Here is a 20,269-nt window from a genome sequence, read left to right as displayed (position 1 = left end):
GGTGCAGGCACGGCCCGATTGGCCGCACGAACCCCAACCGATCAGGGGCGGGCGCGGCCCCATCGGTGGGACGGCGAGTCGTTGAGCGGTTGCCCCAGGCGATTTTTGTTCGGCAGGCTTGATAGCCGTCCAGGCGGAGGGCGCGGAGGTATAGTCACATCCGTCCAGCACAAGTGTTCAGGCCGAGGGAGTGCGCGCATGAAGGCCGCCGAGGACGCGCCGGAGGCGCAGGCCCGTTTCCCGCACGATCTGATGTACGCGGCGGCGTCGCAGTACTACCTCGATGACGCCACCCAAGCCGACATCGCCAAACGGCTGGGCGTCAGCAGGGCGACCGTGAGCCGGCTGCTCACCGAGGCCCGCAGGCAGGGCATCGTCGAGATCAGGGTGCACCGGCCCGCCACCCTCGAGGAGGGCCCCCTGGCCGCTGAGGTGGCCGAGGCGCTCCAGCTGAAGCGCGTGCATCTGGTCCCCAAGGTCAGCGGCCCGGCACTGGGGCCCTGGCTGGCCCCCGGGCTGGCCCGCGCCCTGGCCGGGGTCGGGCTGGAGTCGGGCGACGTGGTGCTGGTCTCGTCCGGCAGCACGGTCTACGAGTGCGCGCGCGAGGGCCTCGGGCAGTTCCCCGGCGTCACGATCGCGCCGGCCGTGGGCGGCCAGGAGGAGCCGCAGCCGTGGTTCCAGACCAACGAGACCACCCGCATCCTGGCCGAACGCGTCGGCGGCGTGCCCAGTTACCTCTACGCGCCCGCCCTGCCGGGGCCCGAACTGTTCTACTCTCTCCAGCACGAGCCGTCGGTGCGCAAGGTCATGGACCTGTGGGCGCACGCCAAGTGCGCCATCGTCGGCGTCGGCTCCGCGCCGCTGATGCGGCAGGTCGTGCCCGCGTTCATGCCGCGCGACGCGGAGAGCCTGCGCGAGGCCGTGGGCGACGTCTGCATGCGGGTGTACAACCGCGCCGGGGAGCCGGTCTCCTACCCGGGCAGCGAGCGCCTGGTGGCCCCCGGCCTGCACCAACTACGCAGCATCCCGACGTCGATCGCGGTCGCGGTGGGCGCCGAGAAGGTGCTGTCCATCATCGCGGGCGCCCGGGGCGGCTACTTCAACCAGCTGGTCACCGACGTCCTGACCGCCGAAGGGCTTCTCGCGGCGGCCCGGCGTTCCTAACCGAACACCAGACGAACGACAGACGTCCAGTTCTTGACCAAAACCAGGCAAACGCCCTGAACATTTTTGCTGGACAATTATTCTGAACTCGCGCTAGCGTGAGCCGCACCACAGGACGTGACCGGTTGTGAGTGACATGTCTCCCGTGGTGTTTCGGGGGAGCGACGCGATCAGCGAGTCCGTGAGGACGTAGCGAGTGAGGAAAGAACCCGTGAAGAGAGTTCAGATGCGGACCTCCGCGTTCGCCGCGGTTGTCGTCATCGCAGGGTCGGCGCTGGCCGCCTGCGGCTCCGGTTCCACCGGCGGAGACAGCGGCTCCAGCACCAGCAACAGCGGAGGCGGCGCGGAGAACGCCAAGGTGGCCTTCCTCATGCCCGACCTCGCCTCCACCAGGTACGAGCTGGCCGACAAGCCGCTCTTCGAGGCCAAGATGAAGCAGCTCTGCCCGAGCTGCACGGTCATCTACCAGAACGCCGACTCCGACGCCGCCAAGCAGCAGCAACAGGCCAACTCGGCGATGGCCCAGGGCGTCAAGGCCATCGTGATCGACCCGGTCGACTCGGCCGCCGCGGCCACGATCGTCAAGACGGCGCAGTCGCAGCAGATCCCGGTCATCGCCTACGACCGGCCGGTCCCGGCCACGCCCGCCGACTACTACATCTCGTTCGACAACGAGAAGATCGGCAACATGATCGCCCAGTCCCTGGTCGACCACCTCAAGAAGGAGAACGCCAAGGGCGGCATCCTGGAGGTCAACGGCTCGCCCACGGACGCGGCGGCCGGCCTGATCAAGAAGGGCATCCACAGCGCGATCGACCCGAGCGGCTTCAAGCTGCTGGCCGAGTACGACACCCCCGACTGGCAGCCGGAGAAGGCGCAGACCTGGGTCAGCGGCCAGATCACGCAGTTCAAGGACCAGATCGCCGGCGTGGTCGCGGCCAACGACGGCACCGGCGGCGGCGCTATCGCCGCGTTCAAGGCGGCCGGTGTGAAGGTGCCGCCGGTCACGGGCAACGACGCCGAGCTGGCCGCCGCCCAGCGGATCATCGCGGGCGACCAGTACAACACGATCTCCAAGCCGATCAAGATCGTGGCGGAGGCGTCGGCCGATGTCGCCTACCAGTTCATGCAGGGCAAGAAGCCCGCGGGCAAGACCACGCTCTACAACACCCCCTCGCAGCTGTTCGTCCCCACGGTCGTGACCAAGGAGAACATCAATGAGGTGCTGTTCCAGAGCGGCATCATGAAGGCCGCCGACGCGTGCACCGGCGAGTACGCCAAGGGCTGCGCCGAGCTCGGCATCAAGTAGAGGCTCATCGAGTAAGGCTCATCGAGTAGGGCGAGGGAGGAGCCGTCTTGTCGCCTACAGAGCAAGCGGACAGCGTTCTGTCCCTGCGGGGGATCAGTAAGACGTTCGGCGCGGTCGCCGCGCTGACCGACATCGAGCTCGATGTCGCGGCAGGCCAGGTCATGGCCATCGTCGGCGACAACGGCGCGGGCAAGTCGACGCTGGTCAAGATCCTGTCGGGGGTGCACCCGCCCGATTCGGGGACGATCACCTTCGAGTCGCGGGAGATCGACATCCCGACGCCGGCGGCGGCGCACAAGCTCGGCATCGCCACCGTCTTCCAGGACCTCGCACTGTGCGAGAACCTCAACGTGATCCAGAACCTGTTCCTGGGTCAGGAGGTCCGCCCGCTCCGGCTGAACGACGTGGCGATGGAGACCCGCTCCTGGGAGCTGCTCCGCCAACTCTCCGCGAAGATCCCCAGCGTCCGCGTGCCGGTCGCCGCGCTCTCCGGCGGCCAGCGGCAGACGGTGGCCATCGCCAGGTCGCTGCTCGGCGACCCCAAGGTGATCATCCTCGACGAACCGACCGCCGCCCTGGGCGTCGCCCAGACGGCGGAGGTGCTCAACCTGGTCGAGCGGCTCCGCGAGAACGGCCTCGGCGTCATCATGATCAGCCACAACATGGCCGACGTGCAGGCCGTGGCCGACACCGTGGCGGTGCTCCGGCTCGGCCGGAACAACGGGGTGTTCGACGTGGGCGCGGTCTCCACCGAGGAGATCATCGCCGCCATCACCGGCGCCACCGACAATGCGGTCTCCCAGCGCCAGGCGCGCCGCAAGGAAGGGCTCCCCTCATGAACAGCACGCTCACCACGGATCGCCAGGACGAGCGGCTGAGCGGGCACGAAGGGCTGCGCGGCGCGATCGCCGACGTGCTCGAGCGGGCCCGCGGCGGCGACCTCGGCGTGATCCCCGTCGTGGTGGGGCTCATCGTCATCTGGACGGTGCTGCAGATCCTCAACCCGATCTTCCTGTCCAGCGCGAACCTGGTGAACCTCACGCTGGAGTCGGCCGCGGTCGGCATCATCGCGCTGGGCATCGTCTGCGTGCTGCTGGTCGGCCAGATCGACCTGTCGGTCGGCTCAGTCAGCGGCCTGTCGGGAGCCGTGCTCGCCGTCCTGTTCGTCAGCAACGGGCTGCCGGTGTGGCTGGCCATCCTGGCCGCGGTCATCATGGGCGCGGTGATCGGCTGGGTGTACGCGCAGCTGTTCAACCGGTTCGGGGTGCCGAGCTTCGTCATCACGATGGCCGGGCTGCTGGCCTTCCTCGGGCTGCAGCTGTACGTGCTGGGCAGCAAGGGCTCGATCAACCTGCCGTTCGACTCGGGCCTGGTGAACTTCGCGCAGCTCGACTTCGTGCCGCCGTGGCTGTCGTACTGCTTCGCGGTGATCGCGGCCATCTGGCTGTTCGCCAGCGGTTACCTGCACGCCCAGGAGCGGCGCCGCGCCGGGCTGTCGGCCAGGAACCTGTCCACGCTGATCATCAGGAGCGTGGCACTGCTGGCCGTGCTGGCCTTCGTGGTCTACTACCTCGGGCAGACCCGCGGCGTGGGCTGGATGTTCATCTTCTTCGTGGGCCTCGTGCTGATCATGCACTACATGCTGTCGCGTACCAAGTGGGGCCGGGCCGTCTACGCGGTCGGCGGCAACGTGGAGGCCGCGCGCCGGGCGGGCATCAACGTCAAGGCCATCTACACCTCGGTCTTCGTGCTCTGCTCGACGTTCGCGGCGGTGGGCGGCATCCTCGCCGCGGCCCGGCTGGCGGCGGCGAACCAGAGCAGCGGCGCGGGCGACGTCAACCTCAACGCCATCGCCGCGGCCGTGATCGGCGGGACGAGCCTGTTCGGCGGGCGCGGCACCGCCTTCGGCGCGCTGCTCGGCATCATCGTCATCCAGTCGATCTCCAGCGGGCTGACGCTGCTCAACCTCGACTCCTCCATCCGGTTCATGGTCACCGGCATCGTCCTGCTGCTCGCGGTCGTCGTCGACTCGATCGCCCGCAAGTCGCGGACCTCCCACGGACGCGCCTGATGGCGGTCATCTGCGTCGACGCGGGGACCACGGTCATCAAGGCCGTGGGGTACGACGAGACGGGCGCCGAGGCGGCCGTCGTCCGGCACGGGACCAGCGTCTCCCGGCCCGCCCCCGGCCAGGCCGAGCAGGACATGGACTCCGTCTGGGACGCGGTCGCGCACACGGTCCGCGGCGTCGCGGCCCAGCTCGGCTCCGCGCCCGACTTCGTCGCCGTGACCGCGCAGGGCGACGGCTGCTGGCTGGTCGACGCGTCGGGCCGGCCCACCGGTCCGGCGATCCTGTGGAACGACGGCAGGGCCGCCGCGACGGTCGACGGCTGGAACCGCTCGGGCCTGGCCGCCGACGCCTTCCGCGTCAACGGCTCCTCCGCCGCCTCCGGGCTCCCCCACGCGATCCTGACCTGGCTGAACGAGCACGATCCCGACCGGCTGGCCCGCTCGGCCGCCAACCTGTCGTGCGGCGGCTGGATCTTCTCCCGGTTGACCGGAGAGCTCGCCGCCGACGAGTCCGACGGCTCGGCCCCCTTCATGGACCTGCGCACCCGCGCCTACTCCCCGGCCCTGCTTGCCATGTTCGGCCTGGAATGGGCCGAGCACCTGCTGCCCGAGCTCCGCGACGACGGCCGCCGGGTGGGCGGGCTGACCCGCGAGGCCGCCGAACTGCTCGGGCTGCCCGCCGGGACGCCGGTCGTGATGGCGCCCTACGACATCGCCGCCACCGCGCTCGGCGCCGGCACCGTGGGCGCCGGCCAGGCGTGCAGCATCCTGGGCACCACGCTCTGCACGGAGACCGTCGTCGAACGGCCCGACCTGGACGGCGAGCCCGTCGGCATCACGATCGCGATGCCCGGCGGCTACCTGCGTGCCTTCCCCACCTTCGCCGGGACCGAGGTCCTCCAGTGGGCCTGCCGCCTGCTCGGCCTGGACGGCCCGGCCGAGCTGGGCGAACTCGCGGCCACCGGCCCGCCGGGCGCGGGCGGGCTGTCGTTCCAGCCGTACTTCTCCCCCGCCGGCGAGCGCGCGCCGTTCTCCGATCCACAGGCCAGGGGCGCCTTCCTCGGCCTGTCCTTCGAGCACGGGCGCGAGCACGTCGCCCGCGCGGTGCTCGAAGGGCTCACGCTCGTCATCCAGGACTGCCTGGCCGCCTCCGGCGACCGGCCGCGCGAGCTGCGGGTGTGCGGCGGCGGCTCGGCCAGCGCGCTCTGGCTGCGGATGATCTCCGACGTCACCGGCCTGCCGGTCTTCAGATCGGCCGACGCCGAGGTCGGCGCCAGGGGCGCCTACCTGGTCGGCCTGGTCGCCACGGGTGCGGCCACCAGTGTCAAGGCCGCGGCGGAGCAGTACGTACGGCTGCGCGACGCCGTACGACCTGAGCCCGGCGCGTACGACATGGCCTACCGGGACTTCCTCGCCCTACGCGAGACCAGCGCCCGATCGTGGCCGCTGCTGGCGGAGATGCGCGGCCGCCGAAAGCGGGGTCGTGCGTGAGCGTCTGGATCGGAGTGGACCTGGGCACGCAGAGCGTCCGGGCGATGGCCGTCACGGACTCCGGCGAGCTGCTCGGCTCGGCGAGCAGGCCGCTGACCAGCCACCGTGACGGACCCCGGCACGAGCAGGACCCGGAACAGTGGTGGCGCGAGCTCGCCGCCGCCACCACCGAGGCGCTGCGCGACGTGCCGCCGGAGCGGATCCGCGGGGTCGCCGTGGCCGCGACCTCCGGCACGATCCTGCTCACCGGCCCTGACGGGCAGGCGCTGACCCCCGGGCTGATGTACGACGACCGGCGGGCGACGGCCGAGGTGGAGCGGGTCAACGCGGCCGGGGCGGCCGTCTGGGAGCGGCTGGGTTACCAGCGCATGCAGGCCAACTGGGCGCTCCCCAAGCTGCTGTGGCTGCTGCGTGACGCCCCGCCCGATGCCCGGCCGGCCCACCAGAACGACTTCGTGAACCGGCGCCTGGTCGGGCGGGAGGTGGCCACCGACCTGGGCAACGCGCTCAAGACCGGGGTGGACCTGATCGACGAGCGGTGGCCGTACGAGGTGTTCGACGAGCTGGGCGTGCCCACCGGGACGCTGCCCGGCGTCGTACGGCCGGGCACCACGCTCGGCACGGTCTGCGCCGAGGCGGCCGCGATCACCGGCATCCCGGCCGGCACCCCGGTGATCGCCGGGACCACCGACGGGTGCGCGGCACAGCTCGGCGCGGGAGCCATGACGCCGGGCAGCTGGAACTCCGTCATGGGCACCACCTTGGTGCTCAAGGGCGTGACCAGAGAGCTGATCCACGACCCGCTGGGCGTGGTCTACTCGCACCGCGCGCCGGACGGCTCGTGGCTGCCGGGCGGCGCGTCGAGCACGGGCGCGGGGGTGCTGACCCGCGAGTTCGCGGGCCGTGACCTCGACGCGCTCAGCACCCAGGCCGCCACCCACTTCGGCCACGCCGCCGAGTTGCCTGTCACCTATCCGCTCGTGTCGCGCGGGGAGCGGTTCCCGTTCGTCGCGCCCGAGGCCGAGGGGTTCACGCTCGGCGAGCCCGCCGACGACGTCGAGCGCTACGTGGCGATCCTGCGCGGCGCGGCGTTCGTCGAGCGGCTCTGCTTCGACTACCTCGACCTGCTGGGCGCCCCGGTGGACGGCGAGATCGTGCTGACCGGCGGGACCACCAAGAGCGCCTACTGGACCCAGCTCCGCGCCGACGTCCTGGGGCGCCCCGTCACGCTGCGGGAGAACGCCGAGCCCGCGCTCGGCATGGCCGTACTCGCGGCGGGAGAGGCGGGCGACCCGGCCCGGATGATCCGCACCCGCGAGGTCGTGGACCCTGTCGGGCCCCGCCTGGACGAGGCCTATCTACGCTTTGTCGCAGAACTGGAGAGACGCGGCTGGCTGCCCGGAAGCGCCGCCGGCCACGCCCGTGAGAGGACCGCACCATGACCCACATCGCACTGGTGCGCCACGGCGAATCCGTCTGGCATGCCGAGAACCGTTACGCCGGGCTCAGCGACATCGAGCTGACGCCGCGCGGCCACGACCAGGCCGGGCAGCTGGCCTCCTGGGCCGCCCGGGCCGGGCTGTCGGCCGTCTGGGCGTCCACGCTGAGCAGAGCGCGGCTCACCGCCGCCGCCAGTGCCGAGGCGGCGGGCGTCGAGCCGCGGGTGGACGGGCGGCTGCGGGAGCTCGACTTCGGCCAGGGCGAGGGGTTGACCGCCGCGGAGATGCGCGGGCGGTTCCCCGAGGCCCGTGCCGCCTTCGAGGCCGACCCCGCCACGAACCCCCTGCCGGGCGGCGAGGACCCGAAACTGGCGGCCGACCGGTTCACCGAGTGCCTGCGGGACATCGCCGCGACCCATCCGGACGGCCGGGTGATGGTCGTCGCGCACACGACCATCATCAGGATCGCGCTGTGCCGGCTCATGGGCGTGCCCCTGGGCGAGTACCGGCGGCTCTTCCCACGCCTGGACAACTGCGCCATCACAGAGATCCGCCCGCGGGACGGCCAGGTGGCGATCCTGCGGTACAACTCCCCGATTGGAGCTCTTCGTTGACCATCCGAGTCCTCGCCGCCGGCGACCACTTCGTCCAGAACCGCCTCTTCATCGACGCCATCAGGCGCGAGGTTCCCGGTGACGTGGAGATCCGCGAGCTCACGCTGCCGTGGCCGGTGGTGCCGTTCGGCCGGGTGGGCGAGGTCGATGAGGCGTCCGACGTGGAGGACGAGCTGATCGAGGCGCTGCGTGGTGTCGAGGTCTGCGTGACCCAGATGGCCCCCCTGACCAAGCGGGTGCTGGACGCGTGCCCGGAGCTCAAGCTGTTCTGCGTGAGCCGGGGCGGCCCGGTCAACGCCAACCTGGACGCGGCCTCCGAGGCCGGGGTCGCGGTCACGTTCGCGCCGGGGCGCAATGCCGTGGCCACCGCCGAGCACACGCTGGCCATGCTCCTCGCCGCCACCCGCCGCATCCCCCAGACGCACGCCGACCTGGCGGGCGGCGTCTGGCGGGGCGACTACTACACCTACGACAACGTCGGGCCCGAACTGGAGGGCTCCACGGCCGGCCTGATCGGCTACGGCGCGATCGGCCGCCGGGTGGCCCGCATGCTGGAGGGCTTCGGCGCGGAGGTCCTGGTCTACGACCCATACGTGGAAATTTCAGGACAGGTGGAGTTGGCTGAGCTGCTCGAACGCTCCCGGTTCCTCTCCCTGCACGCGCGGGCCACCCCCGAGACCATCGGCATGATCGGCGCACCGCAGATCGCCGCGATGCCCGCCGTGTCCGTCATCGTCAACTGCGCGCGCGGCTCCCTGCTCGACTACGACGCCCTGTGCGACGCGCTGGACTCGGGCCACCTGTTCGGCGCCGCGATGGACGTCTTCCCCGAGGAGCCCATCCCGGCGGGGTCGCGGCTCCTCACGACCCCGAACCTGGTCATGACCCCGCACCTGGCCGGCGCCAGCAAGGAGACGGCCATGAACGCCGCCACGATCGTCGCCGGGGACGTGGCCCGCTATGTCCGCAAGGAGCCGCTCAAGCACTGGGCGAACCCGGCCGCGCTCATCCCTTGAGCGCGCCGGCCATCAGCCCGCGCATGAAGAACCGGCCGAGCAACACGTAGATCAGCATCGTCGGCACCGACGCCAGGATGGCCGCCGCCATCTGCTGGCTGTACGGGGTGGCCTGGGCGCCGGCGATGTTGTTGAGCATGACGGTCGCCGGCCAGCTCGTCGGCCCGGTGAGGAAGACGGCGAACAGGAAGTCGTTCCACATCGAGGTGAACTGCCAGATGATCACCACCGCGATCGCCGGCGTGGACACCGGCAGCACCACCGACCAGTACGTACGCAGCATCCCCGCGCCGTCCACCCGCGACGCCTCGATGAGCTCGTCGGGGATGGTGACGTAGTAGTTGCGGAAGATCAGCGTGCAGATCGGGATGCCGTAGACCACGTGCGCCAGCGTCAGCCCCGGGATGCCGCCGTAGAAGACGCCCTGCAGCCCGGTCAGCTCGTTGAGGTTCACCAGCAGCTGCACCAGGGGGATCATCACGCCCTGGTACGGGATGAACATGCCGAACAGGAACAGCGTGAACAGCAGGTCCGCGCCCGGAAAGCGCCATTTCGACAGCACGTAGCCGTTCAGGGAGCCGAGCACACAAGACAGCAGCGAGCCCGGCACGGCCAGCAGGACGGAGTTCCACAGGCCCGGGGCCAGCTTCTCCCAGGCCACCCGCCATGCCTCGAAGGTCCAGGTCCGCGGCAGGTTCCACGCCTGGCCGGGATCCGCCTCGGTGAGCGGCTTGAAGCTGGTGACCAGGAGGACGTAGATCGGGATCAGGAAGATCACCACGAAGGCGATCAGCAGGGCGAGGCGTACCCCGGTGGACGCCCGCCGACGCCCGATGACCGCGGTCATGAACGCCGCTCCTTACGTACGGACCAGATCAGGTACGGGATGACGAAGATGGCCACGCTGAGCACGATGTACGAGGCGATCGTGGCGCCCTTGGCCGGATCGTGGGAGTCGAACACCGCCACCCACATGAACACGGCGGGCACGTCGGTGATGATCTGCTTGCCCGACACCGCGACGATCAGGTCGAACACCTTGAGCGAGATGTGCCCGAGGATGATCAGCGCCGACAGCGTCACGGGCCGGAGCATCGGCAGCACGACGTACCGGTAGACGCCCCACTCGTTGCACCCGTCGACGCGCGCCGCCTCGCGCAGCTCCTCCGGCACGCCACGGAAGCCCGCCAGGAACAGTGCCATGACATATCCGGACATTTGCCAGACTGCCGGGAGGGCCATCGCGGCCATCCCCCAGTCCGGGTCCCGGAACCACTGCCACTGCGGCAGCCCGATCCAGTCGAACAGCCGGTTCAGCCCGACCGCCCGCTGCTCCATCCCCGAGTTCATCAGCCACCGCCACACGATGCCGGTCGCCACGAAGGAGATGGCCATCGGGAACAGGTAGATGGCCCGGAACGTGCCCTCGCCCCTGATCCCCTTCTCCATGAGAAACGCCAGGAACCAGCCGAGCACCAGCGCGCCCAGCACGAACACGAGCGTGAACATGATCGTGTGCTGCACCGAGATGTGCCATCGCGGCAGGTCCCAGATGTCGACGAAGTTCTTCAGCCCGACGAACTTGCCTTCGGACACCTCGTCGTGCTTGTCGGTCATGGCCAGCCGGAAGTTCCAGCCCAGCATGCCGTACACGAACACGCCGATCGCGATGATGGACGGCGTGACGAGGAGTAACCCAGGCAGCCAGGTGCGCGCCCGCCTCACAAGCATTCCCTCCAAGAGGTACGGCAGGCGCGAACGCCTGCCGTACCCGGGTGACTGAACTTACTGCGCGTTGGCCGTCGCGGCGTCGGCGAGCCCCTTCTGCAGGGCCGCGACGTCCTTGCTGCCGATGAACAGGCCGACCGCCTCGGTGATCGAGGCCAGCCACGGCTGGTTCACCGACACTCCGTGCTGGATGGAACCGGCCAGCTTGTTGCTCGACCAGTCCTTCAGCGCGTCGGCCAGGTAGTCGGTGTAGAGCGACTGGTCGGCGTCCTTGCGGGCGGGGATGGAGCCCTTCTTCGGGTTGAAGGCGTCCTGCCCCTCCTTGCTGGCCGCGACCTTGAGCCAGGCGAGGGCCCCGTCACGGTTCTTCGCGCCCTTGGGGAGCGTGAAGCTGTCCGACAGCCACAGGTAGGTGCCCTCGGTGCCGGGAGAGGGCGCCCAGTCGAAGTCCTCCTTCGACTTCTTGCCCAGGCCGCCGTCGGGCGGGTTGTGGAAGTAGCCGTAGGCCCAGTCGCCCATGATGTTGAACGCGGCCTCGCCGTCGGCCACCTGCTTGGCCGCGGGCTGCCAGTCGTCCTGCGGGTCGCCCGCGTACGTCATGATCGTCTTGAAGCTCTCCAGCGCCTTCTTCACCTCGGGGCTGCCCCAGTTGGCGCCCGGCTTGAACAGGGCGTTGTAGGCGTCGGTGCCGAGTGAACCGAGCAGCACGCTCTCCATGAGGTGCACCACGGTCCACTCCGAGCCGATGGACAGCGGGATCTTGCCCTTGGCCTTGACCTTGCCGAGGTCGGCGATGAACTCGTCGACCGACTTGGGCGCGGCCGCGATCCCCGCGTCCTTCAGCACCTTCGGGTTGAACCACAGCACGTTCGACCGGTGGATGTTGACCGGCACCGAGTAGATCTTGCCGTCCACGCTGATCTGGTCGATGAGCTGGGAGGGGAAGACGTCCTTCAGTTTCAGCTCGTCATAGAGGGAGTTGAGGTCTTCCAGGTCACCCGCCTTGATGTAACCCTGCAGCTCGGCACCCGCGTGACCCTGGAAGGTGTCCGGCGGGGTGTCCGCCTGAAGCTTCGACTGCAGCAACGCCTTGGCCTTGTCGCCGGAGCCACCCGCGACCGCCGCGTCGAAGAAGGTGTAGTTCGGGTTCTCCTTCTCGAAGATCGCCCGCATCGCCTTCAGGCCGTCGGCCTCCCCCGGCCCTGTCCACCAGGAGAACACCTCGACCTGCTTCTTCTCGCCGCCACCCGTGGCCTGCGGGCTGGCCGTTCCGCCGCCGCTACCACCGCAGCCGGCCAGGCCGAGCACGCTCGCCATAGTGATCGCGACGGCCGCCAACCACCGTCGTCGCATCGCACACCGTCCCTTCGAAACCCCGAGTGGTGAAGGTTGACAACGTTGTCAGTAGGGCAATCAACCCACTTCGCACTTGGAGCCGTCAAGGCATGTGCTGATAACAGGTCCGCATACGCAGCCGCCGAGCGCGCGGCGATCGGCCGGCGGTGGGCGGGCCCGAGCCCTGCGCGGCTCGAGCCCGCTGTCACGCGCCCGGAACCGGCCCCCACCCCTCCGAGGAGGCCAAGCTCCGCATGGACACGCGACGCCCCGGCGGATCCGGCCACCACACTAAGTGGCCGATCACATGCAGAACGCTAGGCAAACGGACCGGACGCCGCATGCGTCGAGATGGCCATTCGAGGATGTAATCGCGTGAAGGCAGTGATGTGTAGAGAGGTATGTGCAGCCCTCTATGCAGACGTAGAAGAGTGCTCAGGTTCAACCACGATGAAGCGGGAACTGTCGTACCCGGCGGGCACACTCTCTGTATGGCCGACGAGCCCCTCGAACTCGGCGAGGTCTCCGCCTCAGACTGGCACGCCCACACCGACAAGATGGCCGAGGTCGGCTTCCTCGCCATCGCGAAGCGGCTACCGTCCCTCGTGGTCCAGGCGATGCGGATGGCCTGGCGGGCCAGCCCGCGCGACACCGTGGCGACGGTCACGCTCAACCTGCTCGGCGGCGTGTTCACCGCGTTCGGGCTGCTGGCGACGACCGGCGTGCTGGGCGCGCTCTTCCAGGAGGGGCCGACGCCCGACCGGGTGATGGCCGCCGTGCCCAGCCTGATCATGGTGGCCACCGCCGCGGGGCTGAGCACGGCCGTACAGGCGGGCGCCGGCTGGGCACAGGCCCGCCTCGACCCGCAGGTGACGCGGCAGACCGAGGAGCGCCTCTACGACCTGACCAGCCGGGTCGCGCTGGTGGCCTTCGACGATCCGGAGTTCCACGACGCGCTCCAGCGGGCCCGGCTGCGCGGCGTGGCCATGGCCGACTCCGTGGTCTCCTCGGCCATCAACGTCGTGACCGCCGCGGTCGGCATCGCCGCCGTGGCCGGGGTCCTGAGCGTGCTCCACCCTGTGCTGCTGCCGCTGCTCCTGCTGGCCGTGCTGCCCGACGCGTGGGCCGCCGTACGCAGCGCCAAGATGCGCTACACGACGCTCTACTCGCTCATCCCGGCCGTCCGGCGCAAGTGGATCATCGCCGAGTTACTGGCCGACCGCGAGCCCGCCGCCGAGGTGCGCTCCTTCACCATGCGCGGCTTCCTGCTGCGCATGTACGACGCGGTGGCGCGGGCCGAGCAGCAGGTGATGCTCAGCCTGGCCAAGCGGCAGATGTGGGCCCGGCTCGTGGGCGAGGCGCTGGGCGGGCTCGGCAGCGGCCTGGTCTACCTGGCGCTCGGCATCCTGCTCGCGATCGCCGCGATCCCGCTGGCCGTCGCGGGCACCGCCGTGCTGGCGATCAGGTCGGGCCAGGGGTCGCTGTCCAACCTGATGTTCGCCACCAACCACCTCTACGAGGAGGGCCTCTACTTCACCGACTTCCTGGAGTTCTGCGCCGACGCCGAAACCCGTCTGCCCGGCCCCCGGCCGGCCGCCGCCCCGCGGAGCTTCCAGCGGATCTCCGTCTCGGACGCCACGTTCACCTACCCCGGCGCCGACGATCCCGCGCTGCGCGGCGTCTCCATCGAGATCGAACAGGGCGAGGTCATCGCGTTCGTCGGCGAGAACGGCTCGGGCAAGACCACCCTCGCCAAGATCCTGTCCGGCCTGTACGAACCCGACAGCGGCGCGGTCTTCTGGGACGACCTCGACCTGCGCGACGTCGACCCCGAGGAGCTCCGGCTGCGCACCGCGGTCATCGCGCAGGACCACACCCGCTGGCCGCTCACCGCCCGCTACAACATCACCATGGGCACCGGCAAGGGCGAGCCCGCCCTGCACGCGGCGGCCTCGGTGGCCGGCGCCGACGAGGTCATCGCCGAGCTGCCCCACGGTTACCGCACCCTGCTCGACCGGCGCTTCAAGGACGGCCACGAGCTGTCGGGCGGCCAGTGGCAGCGCATCGCGGTGGCCCGCGGCTTCCACCGCGACGCGCCCCTGCTCATCTGCGACGAGCCCACGGCCGCCCTCGACGCCCGCGCCGAACACGCCCTGTTCGAACGCATCCGCGGCCACTCCGACGGACGCACGGTCCTGCTGATCACCCACCGGCTGGCCAGCGTCCGCTACGCCGACCGCATCTACGTGCTCGACCACGGCAAGGTCATCGAGCACGGCGACCACGCCGCCCTGATGTCACTCAACGGCCTGTACGCCGACCTCTACACCCTCCAAGCCAGCGCGTACCGATAGCGGCCCGCTAGGAAAGAGCGGCCTCCAGGACGGCGCGGGCGATGGGGCCGGCGGCTGACGGAGCGGCGCGTTCCACGACCACACCCACGGCCACCTCCGGCCGGTCCGCCGGGGCGAACCCCGTGAAGAGCGCGTGATCCTCCACCGCCCCCGACTTGGCCGCCACCGCCACCCCCCGGGACGAGGCCGCCGTCCCGGAGCCGCCGGCGCCGGGCGCCGTGAGCATCATCGAGGTGAGCTGCCTGGCCAGGGTGGCGGGCATGGTCACCCGGTACGGCTTCGGGTTGGCCCGGTCGATGAGCGAGCCGTCCGGCAGCCGTACGTCCTCCACCAGGTACGGGCGCATGAGGACGCCGTGGTTGGCGACGGCGGCCGACAGCATGGCGATCATCAGCGGAGTGGCCCGGTCGTGGTAGCGGCCGATGGCCGACAGGGCGGTCTGGGCCCGGTCCATGTTCAGCGGATAGGTGCTGGCGGTGACCCGCAACGGGATGGTGAGGTCGCCGGCGTTGAAGCCGAACGCCTCCGCCTGGTCGCGCAGGATGTCCTGCCCCAGTTGGAGGCCGATGCCGGCGAAGGCGGCGTCACAGGAGGACCGGAAGGCGTCCGGCAGCGTCGGATGAGCCTGTCCGCAGAGCCCGGAGCCGGCCAGGCCGGCCACCGTGCCGCCGGGGAACCGCAGCCGGGCAGGGGTGTCGACCCGCGAGGTGGGTGTGTACTCACCCGACGACAGCGCGGCGGCCGCGGTGACCAGCTTGAACGCCGAGCCCGGCGGGTAGCTCTGGTTCACCGCCCGGTTGAGCAGCGGCCTGCCGGGGTCGCCGCGCAGCCGCCGGTCCGTCTCGGCCAGTTCGGCGAGGTCGGTCGTGGTGTAGGCGTTCGGGTCGTACGACGGGTAGCTGGCCAGGGCGAGGATCGCGCCGGTCGCCGGGTTGATGGCGACCGCGGCGCCCGGCCGGCCCGCCGCCCTGAGTCCCTCGTACGCGGCCCACTGCGCGCGCTCGCTGATCGTGAGCCGGACCGCAGCACCCTGGGCGCCGCCGTGCCCGACCAGCGAGCGGACCTGGATCCTCGGGTCGTCGCCGGACAGCACGCCGTCCGCGGCCTGCTCGATGCCCGTGGTCCGGTCGAGCGACGCCTCACCGGTCACCGGCGCGTACAGTTCGCCGTCGGTGTAGACGCGGCGGTACGCGTACGCCTCGCCGTCCGTCTTCCGGTTCGTGGCGATGATCGCGCCCTCGTACGTGAGGATGTCGCCGCGTGGATGATCGAACCTGGCGATGACCGAGCGCTGGTTGCGCGGATCGGCGTTGAGCCCCCGTGTCCCGAACCCCTGGACGAGCGTGAGGTCGGCCAGCAGCACGAACAGCAGCGCCGCGCACATCCTGGCGACGCGGCGCAGCGGGATGTTGATCCGTTTCGCCCTGGGTCCGGCCATAGTGCCGGTCTAACAACCGGACCCCCAAGGCAGGGCTAGACGACTCTGCGGTAGTAGGAAATCTTGTTCTGGATGTAGTGCTGCCGCTCGGTGAGGTTGGCGATCTGCTCCCGGACGCGGCCGTCATGCTCCTCCAGGAGCTTGATCCGGTCCGGGATCGTGTGATCGCCCGCGCGGACCAGATCGGCGAAGCGGAGCATCTCGGCGATCGGCATGCCGGTGTCGCGCAGGCACCGGATCGTGCCGAGCCAGCCCACGTCCTGCTCGCTGAACCTGCGCTGCCCGGCCGCGTTACGGCCAACGGGTTCGAGCAGGCCGATCTTCTCGTAATAGCGCAACGTGTCCAGGGTGAAGCCGGTCTCCTCGACCACTTCGGCGGGTGTGTAGACGCTCACGGCAGAAGCATCGCACCTGGAGCCCACTCCAGGTCAACCGAGCCCGCGACTTGACATGGACCGCACTCCAGCTTTCACAGTCGGGGCCATGAACATCGCACTCGGCACGATCGCGTTCGGCACCGCCGTCGACGAGAAGGACACCTTCGCCATCCTGGACCGGTTCGCCGAGGCCGGAGGCACCATGCTCGACACGGCGGAGGGGCTGTCCGCCGCCGCCATCGCCAAGGCCGCCGAGGGCAGCCTGCAGAGATTAAGGACGGACTACATCGATGTGTATTGGTCGCACATCGAGGACCGCTCCGTCCCCGTGGAGGAGACCCTGGGAGCGTTCGACGAGCTCGCCCGGCAGGGCAGGATCCGCAGCTCGGGCGCCAGTAACCTGGCCACCTGGCGGGTCGAGCGAGCCAGGAACCTGTCGGCGGCGCGGGGCTGGCTGCCGTACACATATCTGCAGCTCCGCCACACCTACCTGCGTCCGCGACCGCTCACGCGGCTCGCCGAGGCGGGGCACACGCTGGCGACGGACGAGACGCTGGAGTATGTACGCGCCGAGCCCGATGTGACGCTGTGGGTCTACAACACGCTGATGGCGGGCGCCTACACACGGGCAGACCGCCCGATCCCGGAGATCTACCACCACCCGGGCACCACCCGGCGGCTGGCCGTGCTGCGCGAGGTGGCGGCGGAGGTGGGCGCGGCGTGCTGAGCCCGCGCTTGTCGCTGAGACGGTCAACACTGAGACGATCAACACTGTGGCGGCCTCGGGAGCGCTCCCGTGGAGAGCCGCAGGGACGACTGATGCTGGCCACCGGCGGTCTGTGGCTGGTCGAGGACATCCCCCAGACCACCCGCCGCAGTCAGGGCAGGTGGTTGGCCAGGTAGCGGTGGACCAGCTGCTTGCACTCGACGATCATGTCGGGATCGCCGTCGGGGCTCATCCGGAACGCCAGCTTGAGCACCGCGTCCGCCGCCTCGACCGCCACCAGCAGCGCCCGGTCGAGCCCCGGCCCGACCGGCGCGTCGAGCAGGTCGAGCGTGAGCGCCCGCAGCCGGTCGGCGACGATGACGTTGTTCTCCAGCGCCGCGTCGAGCATCCGGTTGGTGCCCTCGATCGCCGGCCCGCCCGGCGCCACCAGCACCTCTCCGAAGTCGACCACCGCGAACCCCGGAACCGTCCGCTTCATCTCGACGAACTCGTCGATGGACAGGTCGACCAGGTCGGTCCAGTGGTCGAGATCGGCCTCGGCGATCCGTTCGGTGAGGCGTTCGGTGACGCGGTGGAGGAAGGCGTCGAGGTTGCGCAGGGCCAGCGCTCGCACCAGGCCCTGCTTGTCGGAGAAGAACTGGTAGAACGTGCCTATCGGCACCTCGGCCCGGCGCGCGACCTCTTTGGTGGTCAGTGCCTCGTAACCGACCTCGTCGAGCAGGTGTGCGCACTCGTCGAGCATCCGTTCGACTCGCTCCACGCTGCGGCGTTGGGCCGGACGCCGGCGCAGGGTACTCGTCATGCCCCCCATCTTGGCGTATTACCGCCAGGTAGGGTTCCGGAGTCCTCGGCCAGTTAACATGAGTGGCACTCGGATAATCGCTAAGGAGCGGATATGTTCCTGTGGGGTACGGCCACTGCCGCCTACCAGATCGAGGGCGCCGCCAAGGATGACGGCAGGGGCGCCTCCATCTGGGACACCTTCGCCCATGAGCCGGGCCGTACCCGCGACGGGCACACCGGTGACGTCGCGTGCGACCACTTCCACCGCTGGCCCGAGGACATCGCGCTCATGGCGGACCTCGGCGTCAACGCCTACCGCTTCTCGATCGCCTGGCCACGGGTGCTGCCGCTCGGCACGGGCCGGGTGGAGCCGAAGGGCCTGGACTTCTACGACCGGCTGGTCGACGGGCTGCTGGCGGCGGGGATCGCGCCGGTGCCGACCCTGTTCCACTGGGACCTGCCGCAGGCGCTGCAGGACGTCGGCGGGTGGATGAACCGCGATATTTCCCATCACTTCGCCGAATACGCGGCAATCGTGGCCGAGCGCCTCGCCGACCGCGTCCCCATGTGGATCACGCTGAACGAGCCGTTCGTGCACATGGCCTTCGGGTACGGCATGGGCGTCCACGCCCCCGGCCAGGCCCTGCTGTTCGACGCCCTGCCCGTCGCCCATCACCAGCTGCTCGGCCACGGCCTGGCCGTACAGGCGTTGCGCGCGGCCGGGGCACGACAGGTGCTGATCACGAACAACTGCACCCCGGTCTGGCCCGCCTCCGGGTCGGCCGAGGACCTGGCCGCGGCCGACGCGTACGACACCCTGCACAACCGCCTGTTCAACGACCCGATCCTGCTGGGCGAGTATCCGGACCTGAAGGCCATCGGCGCCCTGGACGACGTGGTCCGCGACGGCGACCTGGCCGTCATCTCCACGCCCCTGGACGGCCTGGGCATCAACTACTACAACCCCACCCGCATCGGCGCGCCCGCGGACGACGGACTGCCCTTCACCGATCTCGGCGTCACCGGCTACCCCACGACCGCCTTCGGCTGGCCGGTCGTGCCCGACGGCCTGCGCGAACTCCTGACGGGCCTGCGCACCAGGTACGGCGCCGCGCTCCCGCCGGTGTACGTCACCGAGAACGGCTGCTCCCAGGAGGACGTCCCCGGCCCGGACGGCACGATCGACGACCAGGGCCGCATCGCCTTCCTCGACGGCCACATCAGGGCGGTCGAGCAGGCGGCGGCGGAGGGCGTCGACGTGCGGGGCTACTTCGTCTGGTCGCTGCTGGACAACTTCGAGTGGGCCGAGGGCTACCACCAGCGCTTCGGCCTGGTGCACGTGGACTTCGACACCCTGCGCCGCACCCCGAAGGCGTCGTACGCCTGGCTGCGCGACCGCATCGCCGCCGCGGAGCCGCAGAGCCCCTAGAAGACCGAAACGTGCACGTGGTCGTAGTGGTTGGCGGTGACGCCGCCCCGGTCCGACATGGGATCCCAGCCGCCGCCTGACCGGATGTCGTAGTAGCGCTGCTTCCAGATGATGTACATCACGCCGATCCGGGGCCCGTTCTTGATCAGCCACTCGGCCAGCGCGTCGCCCCGGTCGGCGTCGGCCCCGGTGGCCGCCCTGCCGCCGCTCGACATCATGAAGTCGCAGGCCCGGCCCTTGCCGTGCTCGCCGGGGTCACCGGGACGCAGGCAGCCCACGCCGTACGGCATGGGGAAGTTCTGCATGATCTGTGCGCGTACCGCGATCAGGCGCGGCGTGAGCCCCGAGGAGCCACCCGGCTGCTGGAAGCCGAACTTGGCGAGCAGCCGCTCGATCTCGCGGCGCTTGCCCTGCATCTCCTTGATCTCTTTTCGCAGCTTGTCGATCTTGCCGGCGGCGGTCCGCTTGGCTTCCTTCGCCTTGTCGATCAGCACCTGGATGCTCTGCATCTTGCTGATGCGCTCGTTGGCCAGGTAGGTCATGTTCGCCGCCTGGCCGAGCGCGACGTACGGGTCGACCGTCGGGATGAGGAGCTGGGTGCCGTCGATCGGACCCGCGATGTAGGTGTTCTGGGCGATCGACGCCACGGCGGCCTTGGCGTCGGCGAGCCGGGCTTCCAGGTCGCCGGAGTTGTCGGTGGCCTTCTTCGCCTGGATCCGGACCTCTTCCAGGCTCTGGATCTGGCCTCGATAGAGCTCGTTGAGCTGGGACGCCTGCTTGGTCAGCTTGCGCAACTCGGCCGGATTGGGATCGCCGTAGGCCGGGAGTGGGAACGCGAACAGCCCCGCCAAGACGATGGCGAATAGGGCGAAGCGACTGATTTTCACGTCCGTCCTCCCCTCATAGACGGAGCGAAACTATAGAAGATGATCTTGATTTCTGTCACCTGAACGCCACAAGTCACGCCCCCTTGGCGAACTATCGAGTCGTTTGTC

General features: G+C 70.0%; 18 protein-coding genes. 11 read left to right on the top strand and 7 right to left on the bottom strand.

From position 1 onward, the window contains the following. Positions 1-198: 198 nt before the first annotated feature. The 8 genes from ACGFNP_RS41615 to ACGFNP_RS41580 all read left to right on the top strand — a co-directional run bounded on the left by ACGFNP_RS41615 (position 199) and on the right by ACGFNP_RS41580 (position 9,103). Complete coding sequence (locus ACGFNP_RS41615) at positions 199-1,164, top strand: sugar-binding domain-containing protein (protein ID WP_358322995.1); 966 nt, start codon at positions 199-201, stop codon at positions 1,162-1,164. A gap of 211 nt (positions 1,165-1,375) precedes the next feature. Next, positions 1,376-2,473 (top strand): sugar ABC transporter substrate-binding protein, encoded by a 1,098-nt coding sequence (locus tag ACGFNP_RS41610; RefSeq protein ID WP_358322998.1) that lies wholly within the window; start codon positions 1,376-1,378, stop codon positions 2,471-2,473. A 47-nt stretch (positions 2,474-2,520) separates the two neighbouring features. Further along, the gene (locus ACGFNP_RS41605; RefSeq protein WP_358323001.1) at positions 2,521-3,312 is read left to right on the top strand and encodes an ATP-binding cassette domain-containing protein; all 792 of its coding nucleotides are present in this window, start codon (positions 2,521-2,523) and stop codon (positions 3,310-3,312) included. After that, a complete protein-coding gene (locus ACGFNP_RS41600; protein WP_358323005.1) occupies positions 3,309-4,544 on the top strand; it encodes a sugar ABC transporter permease in 1,236 nt (411 codons plus the stop codon). The genes ACGFNP_RS41605 and ACGFNP_RS41600 overlap by 4 nt, the downstream gene beginning before the upstream one ends. Then, positions 4,544-6,034, top strand: coding sequence for an FGGY-family carbohydrate kinase (locus tag ACGFNP_RS41595; RefSeq protein ID WP_358323008.1), 1,491 nt, complete (start codon positions 4,544-4,546; stop codon positions 6,032-6,034). The genes ACGFNP_RS41600 and ACGFNP_RS41595 overlap by 1 nt, the downstream gene beginning before the upstream one ends. After that, complete coding sequence (locus tag ACGFNP_RS41590; RefSeq protein WP_393328269.1) at positions 6,031-7,476, top strand: FGGY-family carbohydrate kinase; 1,446 nt, start codon at positions 6,031-6,033, stop codon at positions 7,474-7,476. The genes ACGFNP_RS41595 and ACGFNP_RS41590 overlap by 4 nt, the downstream gene beginning before the upstream one ends. Further along, a complete protein-coding gene (locus tag ACGFNP_RS41585; RefSeq protein WP_393328267.1) occupies positions 7,473-8,087 on the top strand; it encodes a histidine phosphatase family protein in 615 nt (204 codons plus the stop codon). The genes ACGFNP_RS41590 and ACGFNP_RS41585 overlap by 4 nt, the downstream gene beginning before the upstream one ends. Next, positions 8,084-9,103, top strand: a complete 1,020-nt coding sequence (locus tag ACGFNP_RS41580; RefSeq protein WP_393328264.1) for a 2-hydroxyacid dehydrogenase — start codon at positions 8,084-8,086, stop codon at positions 9,101-9,103. Before ACGFNP_RS41585 ends, ACGFNP_RS41580 begins: the two co-directional genes overlap by 4 nt. On the opposite strand, the gene ACGFNP_RS41575 is transcribed toward ACGFNP_RS41580, so the two are convergent. Genes ACGFNP_RS41575 through ACGFNP_RS41565 form a run of 3 tightly spaced genes read right to left on the bottom strand, consistent with a single transcriptional unit; the run spans position 9,093 to position 12,184 of the window. Then, the gene (locus ACGFNP_RS41575; protein ID WP_358323019.1) at positions 9,093-9,950 is read right to left on the bottom strand and encodes a carbohydrate ABC transporter permease; all 858 of its coding nucleotides are present in this window, start codon (positions 9,948-9,950) and stop codon (positions 9,093-9,095) included. The genes ACGFNP_RS41580 and ACGFNP_RS41575 overlap by 11 nt on opposite strands. Further along, the gene (locus tag ACGFNP_RS41570; protein WP_393328262.1) at positions 9,947-10,834 is read right to left on the bottom strand and encodes a carbohydrate ABC transporter permease; all 888 of its coding nucleotides are present in this window, start codon (positions 10,832-10,834) and stop codon (positions 9,947-9,949) included. The genes ACGFNP_RS41575 and ACGFNP_RS41570 overlap by 4 nt, the downstream gene beginning before the upstream one ends. Positions 10,835-10,888: 54 nt before the next feature. Beyond that, complete coding sequence (locus ACGFNP_RS41565) at positions 10,889-12,184, bottom strand: extracellular solute-binding protein (RefSeq protein ID WP_358323024.1); 1,296 nt, start codon at positions 12,182-12,184, stop codon at positions 10,889-10,891. 473 nt (positions 12,185-12,657) lie between these two features. On the opposite strand from ACGFNP_RS41565, the gene ACGFNP_RS41560 reads away from it, so the two are divergent. Beyond that, positions 12,658-14,520 (top strand): ABC transporter ATP-binding protein, encoded by a 1,863-nt coding sequence (locus ACGFNP_RS41560; RefSeq protein WP_358323027.1) that lies wholly within the window; start codon positions 12,658-12,660, stop codon positions 14,518-14,520. Positions 14,521-14,527: 7 nt separating this feature from the next. Here the strand turns inward: ACGFNP_RS41560 and ACGFNP_RS41555 are convergent, their stop codons facing one another. Together ACGFNP_RS41555 and ACGFNP_RS41550 are read right to left on the bottom strand one after the other, a co-directional pair. Continuing rightward, complete coding sequence (locus ACGFNP_RS41555; RefSeq protein ID WP_358323030.1) at positions 14,528-15,958, bottom strand: penicillin-binding transpeptidase domain-containing protein; 1,431 nt, start codon at positions 15,956-15,958, stop codon at positions 14,528-14,530. A gap of 35 nt (positions 15,959-15,993) precedes the next feature. Further along, the gene (locus tag ACGFNP_RS41550) at positions 15,994-16,353 is read right to left on the bottom strand and encodes a MerR family transcriptional regulator (RefSeq protein ID WP_358323032.1); all 360 of its coding nucleotides are present in this window, start codon (positions 16,351-16,353) and stop codon (positions 15,994-15,996) included. Between the two features lie 88 nt (positions 16,354-16,441). Between ACGFNP_RS41550 and ACGFNP_RS41545 the strand changes: the two genes are divergently transcribed. Then, a complete protein-coding gene (locus tag ACGFNP_RS41545; protein ID WP_358323035.1) occupies positions 16,442-17,062 on the top strand; it encodes an aldo/keto reductase in 621 nt (206 codons plus the stop codon). Positions 17,063-17,213: 151 nt separating this feature from the next. Here the strand turns inward: ACGFNP_RS41545 and ACGFNP_RS41540 are convergent, their stop codons facing one another. Next, entirely contained in the window at positions 17,214-17,864 is a 651-nt protein-coding gene (locus tag ACGFNP_RS41540; protein WP_393328258.1) for a TetR family transcriptional regulator, read from the bottom strand. Between the two features lie 93 nt (positions 17,865-17,957). On the opposite strand from ACGFNP_RS41540, the gene ACGFNP_RS41535 reads away from it, so the two are divergent. Next, positions 17,958-19,274 carry a GH1 family beta-glucosidase gene (locus ACGFNP_RS41535; protein ID WP_393328255.1) on the top strand — a complete coding sequence of 439 codons (1,317 nt, stop codon included), beginning with the start codon at positions 17,958-17,960 and terminating at the stop codon, positions 19,272-19,274. On the opposite strand, the gene ACGFNP_RS41530 is transcribed toward ACGFNP_RS41535, so the two are convergent. After that, positions 19,271-20,161, bottom strand: coding sequence for a hypothetical protein (locus ACGFNP_RS41530; RefSeq protein WP_358323043.1), 891 nt, complete (start codon positions 20,159-20,161; stop codon positions 19,271-19,273). The two genes, ACGFNP_RS41535 and ACGFNP_RS41530, sit on opposite strands and share 4 nt — an antisense overlap. Positions 20,162-20,269 lie beyond the last annotated feature (108 nt).

Source organism: Nonomuraea sp. NPDC049269 (assembly GCF_043197155.1).
Lineage (GTDB): Bacteria > Actinomycetota > Actinomycetes > Streptosporangiales > Streptosporangiaceae > Nonomuraea.
Note: the sequence above shows the minus strand (reverse complement) of the source record. Positions and strands in the feature narration are given on the sequence as shown.

Coding starts and splice junctions, on each gene's coding strand:
- ACGFNP_RS41615 (WP_358322995.1), top strand. CDS start 199: ATGAAGGCCGCCGAGGACGCGCCGGAGGCGCAGGCCCGTTTCCCGCAC.
- ACGFNP_RS41600 (WP_358323005.1), top strand. CDS start 3,309: ATGAACAGCACGCTCACCACGGATCGCCAGGACGAGCGGCTGAGCGGG.
- ACGFNP_RS41595 (WP_358323008.1), top strand. CDS start 4,544: ATGGCGGTCATCTGCGTCGACGCGGGGACCACGGTCATCAAGGCCGTG.
- ACGFNP_RS41585 (WP_393328267.1), top strand. CDS start 7,473: ATGACCCACATCGCACTGGTGCGCCACGGCGAATCCGTCTGGCATGCC.
- ACGFNP_RS41575 (WP_358323019.1), bottom strand. CDS start 9,950: ATGACCGCGGTCATCGGGCGTCGGCGGGCGTCCACCGGGGTACGCCTC.
- ACGFNP_RS41570 (WP_393328262.1), bottom strand. CDS start 10,834: ATGCTTGTGAGGCGGGCGCGCACCTGGCTGCCTGGGTTACTCCTCGTC.
- ACGFNP_RS41565 (WP_358323024.1), bottom strand. CDS start 12,184: ATGCGACGACGGTGGTTGGCGGCCGTCGCGATCACTATGGCGAGCGTG.
- ACGFNP_RS41560 (WP_358323027.1), top strand. CDS start 12,658: ATGGCCGACGAGCCCCTCGAACTCGGCGAGGTCTCCGCCTCAGACTGG.
- ACGFNP_RS41555 (WP_358323030.1), bottom strand. CDS start 15,958: ATGGCCGGACCCAGGGCGAAACGGATCAACATCCCGCTGCGCCGCGTC.
- ACGFNP_RS41545 (WP_358323035.1), top strand. CDS start 16,442: ATGAACATCGCACTCGGCACGATCGCGTTCGGCACCGCCGTCGACGAG.
- ACGFNP_RS41540 (WP_393328258.1), bottom strand. CDS start 17,864: ATGACGAGTACCCTGCGCCGGCGTCCGGCCCAACGCCGCAGCGTGGAG.
- ACGFNP_RS41535 (WP_393328255.1), top strand. CDS start 17,958: ATGTTCCTGTGGGGTACGGCCACTGCCGCCTACCAGATCGAGGGCGCC.